We start from the raw sequence: 19,767 nt of genomic DNA, 5'->3' as shown, positions 1-19,767 counted from the left end.
AACCTTCCGTTAGAGCGTCCTGAAAACCAGTAACAACAGGCAAGCAAAGACCGGTACGGCAGCCGTCAGGCTGTCAATGCGATCCAGAATACCGCCATGGCCTGGAATCAAGTGGCCGCTATCCTTAATTCCTGCTTCGCGCTTAAACATACTCTCGGTGAGATCGCCCAGTACGGAAGCCAGCGCAGCAACCACAGAGCAAATCAGCAAGATGACAGGCGCAACATTCAGATTTGCCCACATACCGTAACCCCATGAGATCACAGCAGCCGTCGCAAGTCCGCCGATAAACCCTTGCCAGGTTTTCCCCGGGGAAACTTTCGGCGCCAGCTTATGTTTGCCAAACAATTTACCAAACATATAGGCACCAGAGTCCGCTCCCCAGACCAGGATCATGACATAGAGTAGCCATATTGCGCCACTGTAATGATTCTCATCATAGTGCCAGGCGCGTAACGCCAGCATTCCCCAGAAAAAGGGAACAATGGTTAACAGGCCGAAAATGAGACGCAATGTTTTTGAGTTGCGCCAGATTGCCGCCGAGCCGGGATAAAAGAGTACCAGCAGTAGCGCAACAACCCACCATCCTAAGGATGCCCAGAGTGACATCTCAACCAACGGTTGACGAATGTTGTGATGATATTCAGGCAACAAAAATAGCATTAGCGCCAATAATAGCCCACACAACACCGCCAGCCAAACCCGCTGTGAACGCGCGGCGAACCCGCTTAACTGTCCCCATTCCCATGCCGCCAACATACAGACAACCAGCGTAACAATGGCGAACCCCACTGGCGGCAATAAAAAAAGCGCAGCGATGACCGCAGGTATTAATACAAAAGCAGAAATCAGGCGATACTTCAGCAAAAGCAACCCCCATCAGGCTTTGTCATCACCGGGCTCGGTACCGCCGAAACGACGCTCTCGATTAGCAAAGGCATGCAGCGCACCTTCAAAGTCTTGTTCATCGAAATCGGGCCAAAGAACATCAGTAAAGTAAAGTTCGGCATAGGCAATTTGCCAAAGCAAAAAGTTACTAATGCGATGCTCTCCCCCAGTCCTAATTACTAAATCCACAGGCGCCAGCTCATGCATACAGATTTGCTGGCCCAGCCTCTCTTCATCAATCTGATCGGGGCGCAGGACACCAGCCTGCACCTGTTCCGCCAGTTTCTGGGCACCCTGGACAATATCCCAACGTCCGCCGTAATTCGCCGCAATATTCAGCGTTAGCCCGGTGTTATGGGCTGTCAACGCTTCTGATTTGCGAATACGTTCTTGCAAACGCAAGTTAAATCGACTGATATCACCGATAATACGCAGGCGAACGTTATGGCGGTGCAGGCTTTTGACTTCGCTATCCAGCGCCCACACAAACAACTCCATTAACGCACTTACTTCCTGCGCAGGCCGGTTCCAGTTTTCACTACTAAAGGCATACAGCGTTAACGCATCAATACCGTTATTGGCAGCAAAAGAGACGGCTCGCCGGACAGACTTCGCCCCGGCTTTATGCCCGAAGGCCCGGATCTTCCCTTGCTTTTTCGCCCAGCGACCATTGCCATCCATGATTATGGCAACATGGCGACAGCCATGTGCTGGCAATTTTTCGCTTACTGGTTGAGTTGCAGACAACATAACGCGTTTTTTGTCCCTGAAAGGATTTAGCGGTACTCAGGAATACTGAAGCCTTCATACACATTCTCTTCACTCCACTTCGCTGATGGCTGTACGTCATCGCCCCTATCGTGCGCCATCTGCGCACGCCGGGAACGTATGCGCCTGTCATCCCGATGCGTTCTGAAGAATTTTGTGTATCCACAAAAAAGCCGTGTCAAACCACGGCTACCCCGACCGAAAAAAGCTAAAAACCTGCGATCAGGTGGCGCAGACTATATCACCGAAGCCCAACGCTAACAAATAGCACGATCTTCTGTCGCGGGATAATCCTCAGCGTGAGAGCCGTATCACTTGTTTTCTGGCAACGTCACGCGCGATGGCGTCGACCTGCAATACGTCATCAACGCTTGCCGGTTCCTGTAAATCCATCCGCTCCAGCACCGCTAAATTGAGCCCGGCGATATCGGTAAAACGAATCTGTTGCGCCAGAAACGCAGCCACCGTGATTTCGTTTGCCGCATTGAGCGCCGTCGTTGCCGCCTGACCCTGCTCAAACGCGTCCATCGCCAGCTTCAGACACGGATAACGCTGATAATCGGGCGCACTAAACGTCAGCGCGCTGAGTTTGCAAAAATCGAGCGGCTGCGCGCCGGACGTGACGCGATTCGGCCATGCCATCGTGTGCGCAATAGGCGTACGCATGTCAGGCTCTCCAAGCTGCGCAAGGACGCTGCCGTCCTGATAACGCACCATTGAATGAATAACCGATTGCGGATGGATCAACACTTCCATCTGACGTGCGCTGGCATTAAATAACCAACGCGCTTCAATGTATTCCAGACCTTTATTCATCATGGTGGCAGAGTCGACGGAGATTTTTCGCCCCATCGACCAGTTCGGATGACGACATGCCTGATCCGGCGTCATCGCCGCCAGATCGCGCATGGGCGTTTCACGGAACGGGCCACCAGACCCGGTAAGCAAAATCGACGTGACGCCATTTTGCTCCAGATCAGCGTATCCCAGATGATGCTGAATAGATTGCGGCAAACTCTGAAAAATCGCGTTATGTTCGCTATCGACGGGTAAAAGCCGGGCGTTGCTGCGTTTCACTTCATCCATAAACAGCCGCCCGCAGGTTACCAACGATTCTTTATTGGCCAGCAGGATAGTCTTTCCTGCACGAATCGCTGCCAGGGTCGGTAGTAAACCAGCGGCGCCGACAATGGCCGCCATCACATATCCGACCTCATCAAGCGCCGCCATCTCGCAAGCGGCCTGTTGTCCGCTCAGAACCTCGGTACGACAGCCATGCTGTTGAAGCATTCTTTTGAGCTGTTCTGCGCTCGGTGCATCGTCCATTACGGCATACCGCGGCGAAAACGCCAGGCACTGCTCCGCCATACGGGCAACATTTTTACCCGCAACCAGCGCGACAACGCGGAAGCTATCAGGGTTATGGCGCACCACGTCCAGTGTGCTGCAACCAATAGAGCCGGTCGAGCCCAGAATGGTTAATTGCTTCATGAAACGTCCAGAAGTGTTGAAACAGGATAAAAAGCAAAACGCCGCACAGGAGACCTGATAATGTCTTCTGCGCGGCGTTTTGTACACCACTCACCCGCCAGGCTTACCAGCAAAGTGAGTTTATATCTGCGTACAGGTTAATCAGAACTGCATCAGTTCCGCTTCTTTATCTGCCAACGCCGCATCAACTTTCTTAATTGCTGCATCGGTCATTTTCTGCACGTCTTCCTGAGAGCGGCGATCGTCATCTTCACTGATCGCTTTATCTTTCAGCAGCGCTTTTACTTTATCGTTCGCGTCACGGCGTACGTTACGTACGGCGACACGCGCCTGCTCTGCTTCGCCACGGACAATTTTAGTCAGATCTTTACGACGTTCTTCTGTCAGCGGCGGCAGCGGAACGCGAATATCGGTACCCGCAGAGCTTGGGTTCAGACCGAGGTCTGACGCCATGATCGCTTTCTCAATAGCAGGCCCCATAGAGCGATCAAATACGTTAATTTTTAAGGTACGGGAGTCTTCGACCGTTACGCTTGCCAACTGGCGCAGCGGCGTCGGTGTGCCATAGTATTCTACGACAATACCATCCAGCAGGCTGGGAGAAGCACGACCCGTGCGCACTTTGCTGATTTGGTTTTTGAACGCTTCAACGCATTTTTCCATGCGTACTTCAGCATCTTTTCTGATATCGCTAATCACGTTACGAATCCTTGAAAACTAGTCTCAGTCAGACCAGACGGTCACACAATACAAAGATGTGCTAAGTATAGTCTCGTTTAATTTCTGCCAGGTAATAAGACCCGCCAATAAAACGGAATCTTACCCGTATTTGGCGCTCACGGAAATTACTCCGTGATTAAAGTGCCTTCTTTTTCGCCCATCACCACGCGGCGCAGCGCACCCGGTTTATTCATGTTGAAAACACGAATCGGCAGTTTGTGGTCACGAGCCAGCGTGAAGGCCGCCAGATCCATCACTTTCAGTTCTTTATCCAGCACTTCAGCATAGGTCAGTTGATCGTACATGGTTGCAGAAGGATCTTTTGCCGGATCGGCAGTGAAGACACCATCGACTTTGGTCGCTTTCAGTACGACGTCCGCTTCAATTTCGATTCCACGCAGACAGGCCGCAGAGTCAGTAGTGAAGAAGGGGTTACCCGTACCTGCAGACAGAATCACAACACGGTTGTTACGCAGCAGGCTTATCGCCTCAGCCCAGCTATAACTGTCGCACACGCCGTTTAAAGGAATTGCCGACATCAGGCGAGCGTTCACATAGGCGCGGTGAAGCGCATCACGCATTGCCAGACCGTTCATCACGGTGGCCAACATGCCCATGTGGTCGCCCACAACGCGGTTCATCCCCGCTTTCGCCAGACCCGCGCCACGGAACAGGTTACCACCGCCAATCACCACACCAACCTGAATACCCAGTTCAACCAGTTCTTTGATCTCCTGAGCCATACGATCCAGTATGCTTGCATCAATACCGAAGCCTTCCGTACCCTGCAGAGCTTCGCCGCTTAATTTAAGCAGAATGCGTTTATAGACGGGTTTTGCATTGGTAGCCATGTTTCTTTCCTGAGACTGTCAACGATTGATATGAGTTAATTCCGGCGACATTGTACGTCGCCATTCAGCGCAGACGCCAGGCGTCGGCTGATTTTACAAGAGAGGCGCAAAAAGAAGCCGCCCTCAGGCGGCTCCTCAGGAAAATCAGGACTGCTTGGACATCGCAGCGACTTCTGCTGCAAAGTCAGTCTCGACTTTCTCAATGCCTTCGCCCACTTCAAAGCGGATGAAGCCAGTCACGTCAGCGTTGTGCTCTTTCAGCAGCTGGCCAACAGATTTGCTCGGTTCCATAACGAAAGGCTGGCCGGTCAGAGAAACTTCGCCGGTGAATTTCTTCATGCGGCCTTCAACCATTTTCTCTGCGATTTCTTTCGGCTTGCCAGACTGCATCGCGATGTCCAGCTGTACCTGGTACTCTTTCTCTACCACGTCAGCAGACACATCTTCCGGCTTAACAAATTCCGGCTTGCTTGCAGCAACGTGCATCGCCAGCTGTTTAACCAGCTCTTCGTCAGCGCCTTTAGCGGCAACCAGAACGCCGATACGCGCACCGTGCTGGTAAGAACCCAGTACGTCGCCTTCCAGAGCAGCTACGCGACGAATGTTGATGTTCTCGCCGATTTTCGCAACCAGCGCGACACGCTCTTCTTCGAACTGCGCTTTCAGAACTTCAACGTCAGTGATTTTGCCAGCAACTGCGGCATCCAGAACTTTGTCAGCAAATGCCTGGAAACCAGCATCTTTAGCCACGAAGTCAGTCTGGCAGTTAACTTCCAGAATGAAAGCGACGTTGCCGTCGATTTTGGTTTTGATTACACCGTCAGCAGCCACGTTGCCTGCTTTTTTCGCCGCTTTGATAGCGCCGGACTTACGCATGTTTTCGATTGCCAGCTCAATGTCGCCGTTCGCTTCAGTCAGCGCTTTTTTGCAATCCATCATGCCTGCGCCAGTACGCTCACGCAGCTCTTTTACCAGGGATGCGGTAATTTCAGCCATTCTAAAATCCTCGGAAGATTTGATCTGCCCGGCATAAAACCGCACAGATTTAAAAGTGAAAAAGGGGGCCTCAGACAGGCCCCCTAACCAAACGTGATACTACCTGGTTAATAAGGGGCTCCCCCCTTCATATTTCGAGACGCAGATACGCTGCCTTCACTCGCTCATCCCGGTTACCTAATATAAGCTCCCGGGAATTCTCGGGCTTGCCGCCTTCCTGCAATTCGAACTATTTTAGGGAAGTTATCAAACCTTATTATTCAGCTTCTACGAAGCTTTCTTCCGCCTGGGAAGCCAGATCCTGAGAACGGCCTTCACGAACGGTTGCAGCAACAGCACCCAGGTACAGGCTAACAGCACGGATAGCGTCGTCGTTACCCGGGATAACAAAGTCAACGCCGTCCGGATCAGAGTTAGTATCAACGATAGCAAATACCGGAATACCCAGGTTGTTTGCTTCTTTGATAGCAATGTGCTCGTGGTCAGCATCGATCACGAACAGAGCGTCCGGCAGGCCGCCCATGTCTTTGATACCGCCCAGGCTGTTTTCCAGTTTCTCAAGCTCACGAGTACGCATCAGCGCTTCTTTCTTGGTCAGCTTTTCGAAAGTACCGTCCTGAGACTGAGTTTCCAGGTCTTTCAGACGTTTGATGGACTGACGAACGGTTTTCCAGTTAGTCAGCATACCGCCCAGCCAGCGATGGTTCACAAAGAACTGATCGCAGCTGTTAGCAGCTTCTTTCACCGCTTCGCTTGCAGCGCGTTTCGTACCCACGAAAAGGATTTTACCTTTACGAGCAGCAATCTTGTTCAGTTCAGCCAGAGCTTCGTTGAACATCGGTACGGTTTTCTCAAGGTTGATGATGTGAACTTTGTTACGCGCGCCGAAGATGAACGGCTTCATTTTCGGGTTCCAGTAACGGGTCTGGTGACCAAAGTGAACACCAGCCTTGAGCATATCGCGCATGGAAACAGTTGCCATGATTTAAAACCTCTATAGATTAAGTTGGGGTTATGCCTCCACGTATCCCATATTACCGACCCCTAAGGGCACCCCGGAATATGTGCCGATACGTGTGTGTTGTTACACAAAGTGAGATTGGTCGCTTCGTTCCATTCTGTGCATAGTCAATGGAAACGGAAGTCCGGCGCGCTTTATACCATAAATACGCCAGCGACACCAATAATTGTTGGCACGCTATGCGGTAACTGATTCTCAATCTGGTAGTGGATGCGTCAGACTGTTAACATTAACAGCACTTACACAATTATTGTCGATATCATCGACACTGCTGGACACAATTCATGGCTATCTCAATCAAGACCCCTGAAGAAATTGAAAAAATGCGCGTCGCGGGCCGTCTGGCCGCAGAAGTGCTGGAAATGATCGAACCGTACATCAAGCCGGGCGTCACCACTGGCGAGCTGGATCGTATCTGTAACGACTACATTGTTAATGAACAACACGCCATCTCCGCCTGCCTCGGCTACCATGGATACCCAAAATCCGTCTGTATTTCCATTAATGAAGTCGTGTGCCACGGCATCCCGGATGACGCGAAACATCTGAAAGATGGCGATATCGTTAACATCGATGTGACAGTGATTAAAGATGAATATCACGGCGATACCTCCAAAATGTTTATTGTCGGCAAGCCGACCATTCTGGGCGAGCGTCTGTGCCGCGTCACGCAAGAGAGCCTGTATCTGGGCATCAAAATGGTGAAGCCAGGCATTCGCCTGCGCAGTATCGGCGCCGCTATTCAGAAATATGCGGAAGCCGAAGGCTTCTCCGTTGTTCGCGAATACTGCGGGCACGGTATTGGCCGTGGCTTCCACGAAGAACCCCAGGTGCTGCACTATGATGCTGACGACGGCGGCGTCGTGTTGCAGCCCGGCATGACCTTTACCATTGAGCCTATGCTGAACGCGGGCGATTACCGTATCCGTACGATGAAAGACGGCTGGACGGTAAAAACCAAAGATAGAAGCTTGTCCGCACAATATGAGCATACTATTGTAGTAACGGAAAACGGCTGCGAAATTCTGACGCTTCGCAAGGATGACACCATCCCGGCGGTCATTACGCACGACGCATAATTTTTTGCCTGATGACGCTGGCGCTTATCAGGCCTACAAATTACACCTTTACTCAAAATCATTCGAGTTGCCTCAAAACGGCAAGAGCGTGAGTCTCCAGGAGCGTACATAAGTACGTGACTGGAGTGAACGACAAATCTGTCAGGAACAGATTTGAATGCTGCGGAGCAGCGGCCCGTAAGGGCGAGGCTCATGGATGAGCCGAGTCACTCGCAGCCAACGCAGAAGCAACTTGAAGGATGAAGAGTAAATCCGTAGGCCGGATAAGCGCAACGCTATCATCCGGCTTTTTAATGGGTGGCGCATATGAATACTCTTCCTGAACAGTTCGCGAATACCGCAATTCCCACCCTCCCCAACCAGCCGCAAAATCCTGGCGTCTGGCCGCGCGACGATCTCTCCATCGCCGGCATCAAAGCCCATATCGACCTCTTTCAACGCTGGCTGGGCGAAGCCTTTGACAACGGCATTTCCGCTGAACAGCTTATTGAAGCCCGTACCGAATTTATCGACCAGTTGTTGCAGCGTCTGTGGATTGAGGCCGGTTTCGGCCAGATTGCCGATCTGGCGCTGGTCGCCGTCGGTGGCTATGGGCGCGGCGAACTGCATCCGCTTTCCGACATCGATCTGCTGATCTTAAGCCGCAAAAAATTACCTGATGACCAGGCGCAGAAGATCGGCGAACTGCTGACCTTGTTATGGGACGTCAGACTGGACGTCGGGCATAGTGTACGTACGCTGGAAGAGTGTTTGCTGGAAGGTCTGTCTGATTTAACCGTTGCGACAAACCTCATCGAAACGCGCCTGCTGATTGGCGATGTCGCCCTGTTTCTGGAACTGCAAAAGCATATTTTTAGCGAAGGTTTCTGGCCATCCGACACGTTTTACGCCGCCAAAGTGGAAGAGCAAAATCAACGTCACCAGCGCTATCACGGCACCAGCTATAATCTGGAACCGGATATTAAAAGTAGCCCCGGCGGCCTGCGCGATATCCACACATTGCAATGGGTTGCCCGGCGTCACTTCGGCGCCACGTCGCTCGATGAGATGGTCGGATTCGGCTTTTTAACCCCCGCTGAGCGCGCGGAACTCAACGAGTGCCTGCATATCCTGTGGCGTATTCGTTTTGCGCTCCATCTGGTGGTCAGCCGCTACGATAACCGTCTGCTGTTCGACCGCCAGTTAAGCGTTGCTCAACGTCTTAACTACAGCGGCGAGGGCAACGATCCGGTTGAGCGAATGATGAAAGACTACTTCCGGGCCACACGTCGGGTGAGCGAACTCAACCAAATGCTGCTTCAACTCTTTGACGAAGCTATCCTGGCGATGCCGGCAGATGAAAAACCGCGCCCTATAGACGATGAGTTTCAATTACGCGGCACGCTCATTGATCTGCGTGATGAAACGCTGTTTATCCGTGAACCGGAAGCGATTCTGCGGATGTTTTATATGATGGTGCGCAATAGCGCCATCACTGGCATCTACTCGACGACGTTGCGCCATTTGCGCCATGCTCGCCGACATCTGAGTCAACCGTTGTGCTACATCCCGGAGGCGCGAACGCTATTTCTGAGTATGCTGCGTCATCCCGGCGCCGTGAGCCGCGGCCTGCTGCCTATGCACCGTCATAGCGTATTGTGGGCCTATATGCCGCAGTGGTCGCACATCGTCGGGCAAATGCAATTCGATCTGTTCCATGCCTACACGGTGGATGAGCACACTATTCGTGTCATGCTGAAGCTGGAAAGCTTTGCTAAAGAAGAGACCCGCCAGCGCCATCCGCTCTGCGTCGATCTCTGGCCGCGGCTCCCCCATCCGGAACTGATTCTGATCGCCGCGTTGTTCCATGATATTGCGAAAGGACGCGGCGGCGACCATTCGGTACTGGGCGCACAGGACGTGCTTACATTCGCCGAACTGCACGGGCTGAACTCACGTGAAACCCAGTTGGTCGCCTGGCTGGTGCGCCAGCATCTGCTGATGTCGGTCACCGCCCAGCGCCGCGACATTCAGGACCCGGAAGTCATCAAGCAATTCGCCGAAGAAGTACAAACCGAAACGCGATTGCGCTTTCTGGTCTGCCTTACCGTCGCGGACATCTGCGCGACCAACGAAACCCTGTGGAATAGCTGGAAACAAAGTTTGCTACGCGAACTGTACTTCGCTACCGAAAAACAGCTCAGGCGTGGAATGCAAAATACGCCGGATATGCGTGAACGCGTACGGCACCACCAACTTCAGGCGTTGGCGCTGCTGCGAATGGACAATATTGATGAAGCCGCGCTGCACAAAATCTGGACCCGTTGTCGCGCTAACTATTTTGTTCGTCATAGCCCAAATCAACTTGCCTGGCATGCGCGCCATTTATTGCAGCACGATCTGCGTCAACCGTTGGTGTTACTCAGTCCGCAGGCCACGCGCGGAGGAACCGAGATTTTTATCTGGAGCCCGGACAGACCCTATCTGTTTGCCGCCGTCTGCGCTGAGTTGGACAGGCGTAATCTGAGCGTCCATGACGCGCAGATCTTTACCACTCGCGACGGTATGGCAATGGATACGTTTATTGTGCTGGAGCCAGACGGCAGTCCGCTGGCGGCGGATCGCCATGAAGTGATTCGCACCGGCCTTGAGCAGACCATTACGCAGCGTAGCTGGCAGCCGCCGCAGCCGCGTCGGCAACCGGCAAAATTACGCCACTTTACGGTCGAAACGGAAGTCAATTTTCTGCCCACCCATACCGACAGAAAATCATTCATGGAATTGATCGCGCTCGATCAACCTGGCCTGCTGGCCAGGGTCGGACAAATTTTTGCCGATCTGGGAATTTCGCTTCATGGCGCGCGAATTACAACCATTGGTGAACGAGTAGAAGATTTATTCATCATCGCCACAGCGGATCGGCGCGCGCTTAATAATGTGCTGCAACTTGAGGTGCAACAACGGTTGACAGCAGCCCTCAATCCAAACGATAAAGGGTAGTGTGTTTATTTAGATGAAAGAGTTTAACAATGCAGCAGTTACAGAACGTTATTGAGACCGCTTTTGAGCGCCGCGCCGAGATTACCCCGGCCAACGTAGATACCGTGACCCGGGAAGCGGTAAATCAGGTCATTTCTCTGCTCGATTCCGGCGCGCTGCGTGTCGCAGAAAAAATCGACGGTCAATGGGTCACTCACCAGTGGCTGAAGAAAGCAGTTCTGCTCTCTTTCCGTATTAACGATAACCAGGTTATCGACGGTGCGGAAAGCCGCTACTTCGATAAAGTCCCAATGAAATTTGCTGATTACGACGAAGCGCGTTTTCAGAAAGAAGGCTTTCGCGTCGTTCCGCCTGCGGCCGTTCGTCAGGGCGCGTTTATCGCTCGTAATACCGTATTGATGCCGTCTTACGTTAACATCGGCGCTTATGTGGACGAAGGCACTATGGTTGATACCTGGGCGACCGTGGGCTCCTGCGCGCAGATTGGTAAAAACGTCCACCTCTCCGGCGGCGTCGGTATTGGCGGCGTACTGGAGCCGCTTCAGGCTAACCCAACCATCATTGAAGACAACTGCTTTATTGGCGCACGTTCTGAGGTCGTGGAAGGCGTGATCGTCGAAGAAGGCTCCGTCATCTCTATGGGCGTGTATCTCGGCCAGAGCACCAAAATCTACGATCGCGAAACCGGTGAAGTTCACTATGGCCGCGTACCGGCGGGCTCCGTGGTCGTTTCCGGCAACCTGCCATCAAAAGATGGTAAGTACAGCCTGTACTGCGCGGTGATTGTGAAAAAGGTCGACGCCAAAACGCGTGGGAAAGTGGGCATTAATGAACTCTTGCGCACCATTGATTAATTCTGCATGGTAAAAGTGGGGGCGCCTTTGCCCCCTTCATCTGGCAAAGGCATAACAAAACGCCCCTTTATTACGGCGAATGCGACAGAACGGTTTCCGGCGCAATTTTTGCCGCCAAAACCGAAGCCAGCGCCGTCAGGACAACGTAACCCGCCACCAGCGTCCAACCGTTATCATAGAGCGCGCTTAACGCTTTGGCGATAAACGGCGTAAATCCCCCCGCCACAACCGCCCCCAACTGCGCACCGATTGATGAACCACTGTAACGTACCGGCGGATGAAACAGCCCGGCGAAAAAAGAGGGATGCACGGCATTAAGCGCGTTATGACCAACATTAATAAGCAGCACATAGCCAACAATAATCAGGATGAGCGATCGGCTTTCCAGTAACCAGAAAAATGGAAATGCCATTACCGCGACACAAAGCGCGCCGAAAATGTACACCTGACGATAGCCTTTCCGATCCGACATTACGCCATATAATACATGCATCGGATACGCCACCAGGCAGGTGATCATGACAACGTATAACATCGTCAACTTATTAATCCCAAGCTGCGTTGTCGCCCAGGAAACTGTGAATACTGTGGCAAGAAAAAAAGGAACGCTTTCAGCAAAGCGTAGAATGATAATCAATAAAATACTGCGCCATTGCTTGCGGATCACGTTAACGACCGGGCTTTCTTTTTTTGTTGGTATATTATTGATGAGCCGTTCTTTTTTAAACGCACAAAAGACGGGAGTCTCATCCAGACGACGACGCATATAGATGCCAGGTAGCACCAAAAACACGCTTAACAGAAATGGAATTCGCCAGCCCCACGATAACAATTGTTCTTCCGGTAATTTGGCGACGATGATAAATGCGCCCGTTGCCAGTAACTGTCCTGTAAATCCCCCGGTTTGCGAAAGCGCGCTTAACAGTCCACGGTGTTTATCTGACGCATGTTCAATGACCATCAACATGGCGCCGCTCCACTCTCCCCCAACCATAAATCCTTGCATAAAACGCAGCGTAATCAATAATGTTGGCGACAGGGCACCGATACTGGCATACGAAGGCAAGCAGCCAATCAGGAATGTTACCGCCCCCATACCGCCTAATGTTATTAATAACGTATTTTTACGCCCCAGAGTATCCCCCCTGTTGCCAAAAAATAGGGCGCCCACCGGACGTGAAATAAATCCTACGCCAAAACTGGCAAAAGAAGATAGCATCGCGGTAAACGCGTCCGTACCCGGAAAAAAGACATCACTAAATACTAACGCGCTTGCCAGACCGTATAAGAGAAAATCATAATATTCAATGGAGTTACCTATCCAGGCGGAAATGACCACCCGACGAATCGTGGCATTATACGCTCCAGGCATATATTACACCTCCCGAGGTTATCGAATGCAGCCTCCCTTCAGTTTCCCACATTGTTCTCAAACATTTGCTCTATAAACTGAATATCACGTTGAATTACTTAGGCTATTAATAACTGCACTCCCTTTCCTTCATTACGTTACCAGGGTGTCTTCTGCGATCAGGACCGCTTTTTTTGTATCCACTGGTGGCGAAAAACCAACTTTTCGTTAATTATTCAAAAGTTATAGTGTGATGAAGGATACCGCTATGTATGACAATCTAAAAAGTCTGGGCATTACCAATCCCGAGGAAATCGATCGTTACAGTCTGCGGCAAGAAGCCAACAACGATATCCTGAAAATCTATTTTCAAAAGGATAGAGGTGAATTCTTTGCTAAAAGCGTTAAGTTTAAATATCCGCGCCAGCGTAAAACGGTAGTGGCCGATGGCATCGGCCAGGGCTATAAAGAGGTACAGGAGATCAGCCCCAACCTGCGCTATGTGATTGATGAACTCGATCAAATCTGCCAGCGCGACCGTTCAGAACTTGATCTTAAACGTAAGATCCTTGACGACTTGCGTCATCTGGAAAGCGTCGTCGCGAATAAGATCAGCGAAATCGAATCCGATCTGGAAAAACTCACCCGCAAATAACCCGCTGCCGGGGCTTCATTTCGGGCCCCTCTCCCTTTGCTGATGTCTTATTCGTCTCACAGCAACCGCTATTACGCCCCCATTTTTTATCAATCTTCCTCACGATGACTCAATATCCGTCATTTTGCTATCCATTTGTATTTATTATTAAAAATAAGACGCTATGTTTCTCCTCCCTATCAAAGGAGGTTATATGACCCAGGAAATCACACTGATGTGTTATTCGCTGCCCGCCGCGCCCGGACTGGATAACATTAAATTTGAAAAAGGACGTGAGCACGACCGCCAGGCACTAGGATTTATTTTGCCTGCCAATACGCAACTGCGGATCCGCCAGCCGAAAAATGATGCCGGTAATGCCAGGCTCCGTTTGTTATGCAATGACTCAGATGTTGAAAAGTCGCTCATACTGAATAGTAACTGGCAAACTATCAGCACAACCGTGGATTCCGTTCCCTTTATCGATACACTCTTTTTCGGACACGGCGGCGAGTTTTCGGTGATATACCAACAGCCGGCCAGTACCATAAACTTACCACAGTGGCGTAAGGGGCAATCAGAGGAGACCTTTTTCCTCTCCTGGGAAAAACAGGCTTCTCCGTTTGCACTGCTGGAGCTGGATCGCGTGCGTTTTCTGCTCCCCAGGACGGATCGCGTCAATGTCATCAACGCCAGCATATCCGCGTTGAATGCTTACTATACGCAAGTGATCGACACCTACAATGACTGGACAGGGCTCAGCGATACCCCTGTTTCACCGCTTCACCAGAATATCGCTAACCGCTATTTCATCAGAGCTGATAAACATGGTGTCGGTTCGGCTTACTATCTGCCCTGGTGGTGCGCGCAAACCGCCGCAACGCTAAGCCAGGGATGGATCGATAATGTCGCCACGCAGTGGACAATTCTGCATGAGATCGGCCACGGCTACCAGGGTGCCTTTATGAGTGATGCTGACCTGCCCGTCGGGGAAGTCTGGAACAACATTTACGCCGCTTTTTTCCAGCAGCGTAACCTGAGCCAGGAACATCATCTTTATACCGACGGCTGGCTCTACGATTATGGACGGCAGCCGGAACAGGAGCTGAAGTTCATCACGAATATCCGCAATCACACGCCCGTGAACAGCTGGGGCGTTCGTGCCCGCCTACAGTTTCTGATGCTGATGCTATTTAAAGCCGGAACAGCGGCCTTCCGCACCTTCAACCAAAACTACCGTGTCCTGGGCGACAGTGAAACGTTTTTACCCTGCGCACATCATCTTACCGATATGCTGGCAGAGGCCATTGCCACCACGTCAGGCCATGATGTTACCCCATTTATTCATCTGTGCGGCTTAACGACCGATACGTTTACCCGTGAGAAGATAGCCGCGCAGGCAACCAGGCCCGTCTGGCCCCTTTACGATCTATTGCCGGAACGTGACTGGGAAAATGCCCGCCAACAGTTGGGACTGGACTCTTTTGTCTGGCTGGTTGAAAACGCCGAACTGGCGCCGCTTAACAAAACAGGATCGCTCACGCTGACGCTCAATATCGAACAGCCTGAGCAACTTTATGGACGTCCCCTGACGCTGTACGACAATGCCGGAAACCACTATACGTTGACGATAGACGACCATACGCTCACGCTAAATGCCATCCCTATTGGTATTTATCATCTCACGTTGCCCAAAGGCCGATCACAGAAATACCGCCCGGACGCGGAGTATGTCGTCATTCGCAGCGGGGAAAATACCCTTACCGTTAACTTTACGGCGTTACAGGATAGCGCGGCCCATAACGAACAGCTGATTTTCCTCGGCTACGCCGATATGCCCTTCGCCCGCTTAGTCGTGGATTATGAGGCCCGGCAGTTAATTCTGGATGTTAATAACGCCACGCCGCACAGCTATTTTGCTAATACGTTATACGCCAGTATTACAGTCTTAGCCGCCAGCGGTGAAAAGATCTTTGAACACAAGATGAACGGCACTCACTGCGCCACAGGAAAAACAACCATACCGTTCAGCAGCTATTTCCATCTCTATATTTACCATGCCGAGCCTGGCCGTCTGAAAGCGTTGCCTGCCGAACTCTCGTTAATTTCGCCAGCGAAGTACCAGTTGCTGCGTATTGATAGCGAAGGGCTGTATAATTTTGCGTTAAACAACGATCCTGTTGCAGATTTACTGACAATGTTCAATCTGCGCGCCGACGCGATCCGCGCCTGCCCCTCGTTAATGGCGCAACCTTATGCCGCCAGCAAAAATGATCTCTGGCTCATGCTCTCCCATTTCGAAGAGCCGACCCGGAGCGTATTAATGAACGCCAGCGCGGATCTCCTGCCAACGGATAACCTCGCGCCGGGCGAATTCATCGGTAAAGGCGTGACGCTATATCTGCGAGGACAAGGCGACAGAGTATTTTGTCAGCTGGCTTATGATAATCGACAGCAACATATGACGATGAAAACGCTGGCTGGTCAGCCTCACCCTTACTATACCGGGACCTATAGTACGATTACGGTAACTGATAAATCTGGCGGGACCGTCTATAACCGTTCTTATGATGGTGTTACTCACTATCCGGCTGATAGCAATACGGTTGTTCTGCAGGAAGGGATGTTCATTGACGTGTTCTGTGACGAGCCATACCGTTGTAACGCCATTAATGAAACCACGGATCAACGTATCATACTGAAAAAGCATAATCGCTGGCGTGTGGTGAGCGATGGACTGGAGACAGACTCGCCCACGCAGGAAGATACGACGCCCGATACCGCAGTATTATACGGCGATAAGTTCGGTTGGCGACTGACTGGCGAAAAAGATAACGTTTTTGCCAGTATGGAAATAGATATCGGCGCGAAACACTTTATCTTTACTGCCAGTCCAGTTACGCCACATCGTGGTTTCGCAACAGAATACGCGGCAGTGACGATTTACAATACGCGCGGTGCAGTGGTTTATCGTCAGGCGATAAAAGGTTCGGTGCAACTTAACGGCTATGTCGATACCTGCAGGCTGGAGGAAAATTATACGATTGAGGTCTTTCATGCCGAAGGAGGAGACTGCTCGGTGATCAGCAATCCGTTCAACAGAGAAAGCTGGTCGCAACCGCAACAGGTTATCTGGCAGATCACAGCGCGGGGGATGCAGCGCCTGGCGGCTCATTAACCCTACCCAATCACAGCGTCTTCGGGCGCTGTAAAATTGCTTTGCAGGATGACGGCTTCGCCTTATCCGGACTGCTCATGCCAGAACCACGCTGCCGAAATTAACGCTGTTCATCCAGCTGTAGCGCTACATACAGCAATAGCCGATCGTCAAAATTTCCCAAATCCAGGCCAGTCAACTCCGAAATACGATTCAACCGATATTCCAGCGTGTTACGGTGAATAAAGAGCGCTTTAGAGGTCGCCAGCGGCTGTACATTATGACGAAACCACGCCGTCAACGTTCGGCGCAGTAGCCCATTATTATCCATGGCTTTAAGTTTTATCAACGGACGCGCCAGTTCATTGGCCTGCCAGCCGCCGCGCAGGCTATCCAGTAACACTGGCAGCATCAAATCCTGATAGAAATAGCTTCGGCTTTCCGGCATCCGCTGCTTGCCCACCATCATCGTCGTGCGCGCCGTACGGTATGAGCGGGCAATACTGCCCGGCCCGGTGAAGTAATTACCCAATGCGACCCGAAAACGTAACTGTCCGTTCTCTTTCATACGGGCGATCAGTTGCTCCACGCGCTTACGATGATCCTCAGCATCCCATCGGCCAAACGCGTTTAAGGCTGGCTTGAGTACGACCATTTCGGTGAGAGAAACAATGGCAATCAGGTTGTTACGTTCCGGCGTGGTAAGCGCACTCTGTAACTGCTGAAGTTCCGTCATGGCGCTGTCAACGCCAAGCTGACCGCTGTCGACCTCCACCACCGCCGCAACGCGCGGCTGGTTTAAATCGATCCCCAAACGCTGCGCCCATTCCACCAGTGCCGGCGTATTTTCTTCGGCCTGAATCAGGTTCATTACCAGTTCTTCGCGTAGACGGCTATCCTGCGCCAGAAGGTGCATTAGCCGCGACTGCTCCAGCATCATTTCGGCGGTCATACAAACCAGTTCACCGTATTTACGCCACTGTTCCGGTTCACCAGTCAGGCCAATCACCCCGACAATTTCACCTTCCAGGCGTAATGGGAGATTAATTCCCTGACGTACTCCGTGCAGGTGCCGCGCGACCGCGCTATCAATATCCACCACCCGTCCCTGAGAGAGCACCAGCAGCGCCCCTTCGTGCAATTCACCAATACGTTCTCGATCCCCGCTACCGATAATGCGCCCGCGAGCATCCATTACGTTGATATTGGTATCAATGATGCGCATAGTGCGCGCCACAATATCCTGCGCCATTTTGGTATCAAGATGCCAGCCAGCCATAAATCCCTCCTGTGAGCAGAACACAAGCATAAGGAAGATGGCAGATCTCGACATTGTGCAAATGCACAAAGCGGAACAGAGAAGTATGGAGTTGTGGAAAGCTTCACAGAAAAATGTCGCCCCCTTCCGTGCTGGAAGGGGGAACGGGGTGATTACTGCATTAACAGATAAATAGAGCTATCGCCACGCTGAATATTCAGCGCCAGAACTGACGGCTTGCTGTCGAGAATTTTGCGCAACTCGGCAATATTTTTCACCGGCTGTTGGTTAGCGCCGATAATAACATCGCCTTTTTTGAGGCCAATCTGCGCTGCCGGAGAGTTCGCTTTAACGCTACTGACCACAACGCCTTTATCCTGGCCTTTATTGCTCATTTCAGCGCCCTCAATACCGCTGAAAATGGTGCTGGAATCAACCTGACTCTGGCTACTCTGCTGCAGTTCCAGATTTACTGTGATCGCTTTACCTTCACGCAGTAAGCCGAGGCTGATTTTGCTGCCGACCGGCATGGTGCCGACCTGAGCGCGCAGCGCCGCAAAGCTGCTGATCGGTTTACCGTTCAGGGAGGTAATGACATCTCCGGCTTTAATCCCCGCTTTCGCCGCGGACGAGTTCGGCATCACCTGACTGACAAACGCGCCACGCTGGGCATCGACTTTCATCGCTTTCGCCAGTTCGGAGTTCAGCTCCGTCCCCATGATCCCCAGTTCACCGCGTTTCACCTGGCCATATTCCACCATCTGCGACGTCAGGTTTTTCACCATATTGCTGGGGATAGCGAAACCGATACCAATGTTGCCGCCATCTGGCGCGAGGATCGCGGTGTTAATACCGATCAGCTCGCCGTTGAGATTCACCAGTGCGCCGCCGGAGTTACCACGGTTAATCGCCGCATCGGTCTGGATAAAGTTTTCATAATTTTCAACGTTCAGGCCGCTACGCCCCAGCGCCGAGACGATACCGGAAGTGACCGTTTCACCCAGCCCAAACGGGTTACCAATAGCCACGGTATAGTCCCCTACACGCAACGCGTCGGAATCTGCAATCTTAATCGCGGTCAGGTTTTTCGGATTCTGAATCTGAATCAGCGCAATATCGGAACGCGGATCTTTGCCTACCACTTTGGCGTCGAATTTACGCCCATCGCTAAGCTGAACTTTAATCACGTTGGCGTTATCAACAACGTGGTTATTAGTGACGACATAGCCCTTCGCGGCGTCAATAATTACACCGGAGCCTAACGCCATGAATTTCTGTTGTTGACCGCCATTGCCGCCGTTACCGCCGCCCTGGCAAAACGGAGAATTCTGGAACGGCGAACCATCCTGGCAGAACGGGGAATCATCGCCGAAGAATTGCTGGAAATTACGCGGCATACGCGGCGTATTCACCGTGGTGCTACCTTCTACGTTAATACTGACCACCGATGGCATCACTTTTTCGAGCATCGGCGCCAGGCTTGGCATCTGCTGGGCGGTCATGGCTGAAGACGAACTCTCAGCCGCCGTAGCAGACAGAGGCGACAATGCCAAACCTAAACTCAAAGCCAGTGCACTCATTGCTAATGTGGTTTTTTTCATGTGTTTCAGTCTCAATTAACAGGTAACGCAAAATTGCTGTGTACGTCAGATTCATTTTATAACGCGAAGTTCCGGAATAAAGTTTCTGGAAAAAGTAAAAATTTATTGTCCATCTTTAC

General features: G+C 51.7%; 15 protein-coding genes. 5 read left to right on the top strand and 10 right to left on the bottom strand.

Annotated elements, in window-relative coordinates; all coding sequences use genetic code 11:
• Positions 1 to 9 precede the first annotated feature (9 nt).
• From cdsA to rpsB, 7 genes are all read right to left on the bottom strand, one after another.
• Complete coding sequence (cdsA, locus tag SBG_RS01065) at positions 10 to 867, bottom strand: phosphatidate cytidylyltransferase (RefSeq protein ID WP_000922427.1); 858 nt, start codon at positions 865 to 867, stop codon at positions 10 to 12.
• A 12-nt stretch (positions 868 to 879) separates the two neighbouring features.
• Complete coding sequence (gene ispU, locus SBG_RS01060) at positions 880 to 1,638, bottom strand: (2E,6E)-farnesyl-diphosphate-specific ditrans,polycis-undecaprenyl-diphosphate synthase (protein WP_000947407.1); 759 nt, start codon at positions 1,636 to 1,638, stop codon at positions 880 to 882.
• 312 nt (positions 1,639 to 1,950) lie between these two features.
• The gene (gene ispC / locus SBG_RS01055) at positions 1,951 to 3,147 is read right to left on the bottom strand and encodes a 1-deoxy-D-xylulose-5-phosphate reductoisomerase (RefSeq protein ID WP_000811907.1); all 1,197 of its coding nucleotides are present in this window, start codon (positions 3,145 to 3,147) and stop codon (positions 1,951 to 1,953) included.
• A 141-nt stretch (positions 3,148 to 3,288) separates the two neighbouring features.
• Complete coding sequence (frr, locus tag SBG_RS01050; protein ID WP_000622420.1) at positions 3,289 to 3,846, bottom strand: ribosome recycling factor; 558 nt, start codon at positions 3,844 to 3,846, stop codon at positions 3,289 to 3,291.
• A gap of 146 nt (positions 3,847 to 3,992) precedes the next feature.
• On the bottom strand, positions 3,993 to 4,718 hold the full coding sequence (gene pyrH / locus SBG_RS01045; protein ID WP_000224571.1) for a UMP kinase: 726 nt from the start codon (positions 4,716 to 4,718) through the stop codon (positions 3,993 to 3,995).
• Between the two features lie 144 nt (positions 4,719 to 4,862).
• Positions 4,863 to 5,714 carry a translation elongation factor Ts gene (gene tsf / locus SBG_RS01040; RefSeq protein WP_000808105.1) on the bottom strand — a complete coding sequence of 284 codons (852 nt, stop codon included), beginning with the start codon at positions 5,712 to 5,714 and terminating at the stop codon, positions 4,863 to 4,865.
• Positions 5,715 to 5,970: 256 nt separating this feature from the next.
• A complete protein-coding gene (rpsB, locus tag SBG_RS01035; RefSeq protein ID WP_000246879.1) occupies positions 5,971 to 6,696 on the bottom strand; it encodes a 30S ribosomal protein S2 in 726 nt (241 codons plus the stop codon).
• 323 nt (positions 6,697 to 7,019) lie between these two features.
• On the opposite strand from rpsB, the gene map reads away from it, so the two are divergent.
• From map to dapD, 3 genes are all read left to right on the top strand, one after another.
• Complete coding sequence (map, locus tag SBG_RS01030; protein WP_001018209.1) at positions 7,020 to 7,814, top strand: type I methionyl aminopeptidase; 795 nt, start codon at positions 7,020 to 7,022, stop codon at positions 7,812 to 7,814.
• 306 nt (positions 7,815 to 8,120) lie between these two features.
• Positions 8,121 to 10,793, top strand: coding sequence for a bifunctional uridylyltransferase/uridylyl-removing protein GlnD (gene glnD / locus SBG_RS01020; protein ID WP_001094517.1), 2,673 nt, complete (start codon positions 8,121 to 8,123; stop codon positions 10,791 to 10,793).
• 29 nt (positions 10,794 to 10,822) lie between these two features.
• Positions 10,823 to 11,647 carry a 2,3,4,5-tetrahydropyridine-2,6-dicarboxylate N-succinyltransferase gene (gene dapD, locus SBG_RS01015; RefSeq protein WP_001186677.1) on the top strand — a complete coding sequence of 275 codons (825 nt, stop codon included), beginning with the start codon at positions 10,823 to 10,825 and terminating at the stop codon, positions 11,645 to 11,647.
• A 70-nt stretch (positions 11,648 to 11,717) separates the two neighbouring features.
• Here the strand turns inward: dapD and SBG_RS01010 are convergent, their stop codons facing one another.
• Positions 11,718 to 13,019 (bottom strand): MFS transporter, encoded by a 1,302-nt coding sequence (locus SBG_RS01010; RefSeq protein ID WP_001117556.1) that lies wholly within the window; start codon positions 13,017 to 13,019, stop codon positions 11,718 to 11,720.
• A 247-nt stretch (positions 13,020 to 13,266) separates the two neighbouring features.
• Here SBG_RS01010 and SBG_RS01005 point away from each other — a divergent pair, with 247 nt between their 5' ends.
• Together SBG_RS01005 and SBG_RS01000 are read left to right on the top strand one after the other, a co-directional pair.
• Complete coding sequence (locus tag SBG_RS01005; RefSeq protein ID WP_000272194.1) at positions 13,267 to 13,653, top strand: DUF3461 family protein; 387 nt, start codon at positions 13,267 to 13,269, stop codon at positions 13,651 to 13,653.
• Positions 13,654 to 13,846: 193 nt separating this feature from the next.
• Positions 13,847 to 16,810: a putative mucin/carbohydrate-binding domain-containing protein gene (locus tag SBG_RS01000; RefSeq protein WP_000191136.1), complete on the top strand. Its 2,964-nt coding sequence runs from the start codon at positions 13,847 to 13,849 to the stop codon at positions 16,808 to 16,810.
• Positions 16,811 to 16,910: 100 nt separating this feature from the next.
• Here the strand turns inward: SBG_RS01000 and cdaR are convergent, their stop codons facing one another.
• Together cdaR and degP are read right to left on the bottom strand one after the other, a co-directional pair.
• Positions 16,911 to 18,068 (bottom strand): DNA-binding transcriptional regulator CdaR, encoded by a 1,158-nt coding sequence (gene cdaR, locus SBG_RS00995; RefSeq protein WP_000929460.1) that lies wholly within the window; start codon positions 18,066 to 18,068, stop codon positions 16,911 to 16,913.
• 152 nt (positions 18,069 to 18,220) lie between these two features.
• Positions 18,221 to 19,648 (bottom strand): serine endoprotease DegP, encoded by a 1,428-nt coding sequence (gene degP, locus SBG_RS00990; protein WP_000753957.1) that lies wholly within the window; start codon positions 19,646 to 19,648, stop codon positions 18,221 to 18,223.
• Between the last annotated feature and the right edge of the window lie 119 nt (positions 19,649 to 19,767).

This window comes from Salmonella bongori NCTC 12419 (assembly GCF_000252995.1).
Taxonomy (GTDB): Bacteria; Pseudomonadota; Gammaproteobacteria; order Enterobacterales; family Enterobacteriaceae; genus Salmonella; species Salmonella bongori.
The sequence above is the reverse complement of the archived record's forward strand: the minus strand, read 5'-3'. Positions and strand labels throughout refer to the sequence as shown.